Genomic DNA, 772 nt, shown 5'->3' on the forward strand with positions numbered 1-772 from the left:
CTAAGAGTGCCTAACAAAACCTAGCCAGCAGCCGGGCCATGACCACCTTGCGGTCATGGCCCGCGCGCTCGTACCCGACGCTCTCTGGGAGCGAATCTCGCCGCTGCTGCCGCCGCATCCACCTCGACCGCGGGGCGGCAGACCTCCGGCAGACGACCGAGCGTGCCTGCGCGGCATCATCTTCGTGCTCAAGACGGGCATCCAGTGGGAAGACCTGTCGCAGGAGGTGCTTGGCGTCTCGGGCATGTCATGTTGGCGCAGGTTGCGTGATTGGGAGGCCGCTGGAGTGTGGGTGAAGTTGCACGAGCAGTTACTCGCTGCGCTGCACAGGCGCAGAAAGACGGACCTGTCGCGTGCTTCGGCAGACTCCTCCAGCGTCCGAGCGCTGAAAAGGGGGGCACACTGGGCCAAGTCCGACGGACCGCGCCAAGGCGGGCAGCAAGCACTTCCTCCTCGTGGACAGGAGGGCAACCCACTCGCCGTTCGGCTCACCGCTGCGAATGTGACCGACGTAGGGCAGTTGCTCGCCTTGGTGGATTCCGTCCCTCCCATCCGCGGGCGTCGAGGCCATCCTCTTCGCCGCCCCGAGAAGTTGCATTCCGACAAGGGCTTTGCCTTGCGGGCCAAGAGGTACGGCCTATGCCAGCGAAGCATCGTTCCCCGCATCGCCAAGCCGGGAATCGAGTCCAGCGAGAAGCTGGGACGCTACAGGTGGAAGGTGGAACAGAGGCTCGCTCATCTGCACCGCTTTCGCCGCCTGCGCATCCGTGAT

Annotated in this window: 1 protein-coding gene; it reads left to right on the forward strand. The window is 65.0% G+C overall.

The window, feature by feature from the left end; all coding sequences use genetic code 11:
• Positions 1–55 precede the first annotated feature (55 nt).
• Positions 56–772: IS5 family transposase (locus FL311_RS43460; protein ID WP_141333574.1), on the forward strand; the 717-nt coding region annotated here is incomplete at its 3' end.

It is taken from the genome of Myxococcus sp. AB025B, assembly GCF_006518215.1.
Classification (GTDB): Bacteria; Myxococcota; Myxococcia; order Myxococcales; family Myxococcaceae; genus Myxococcus; species Myxococcus fulvus.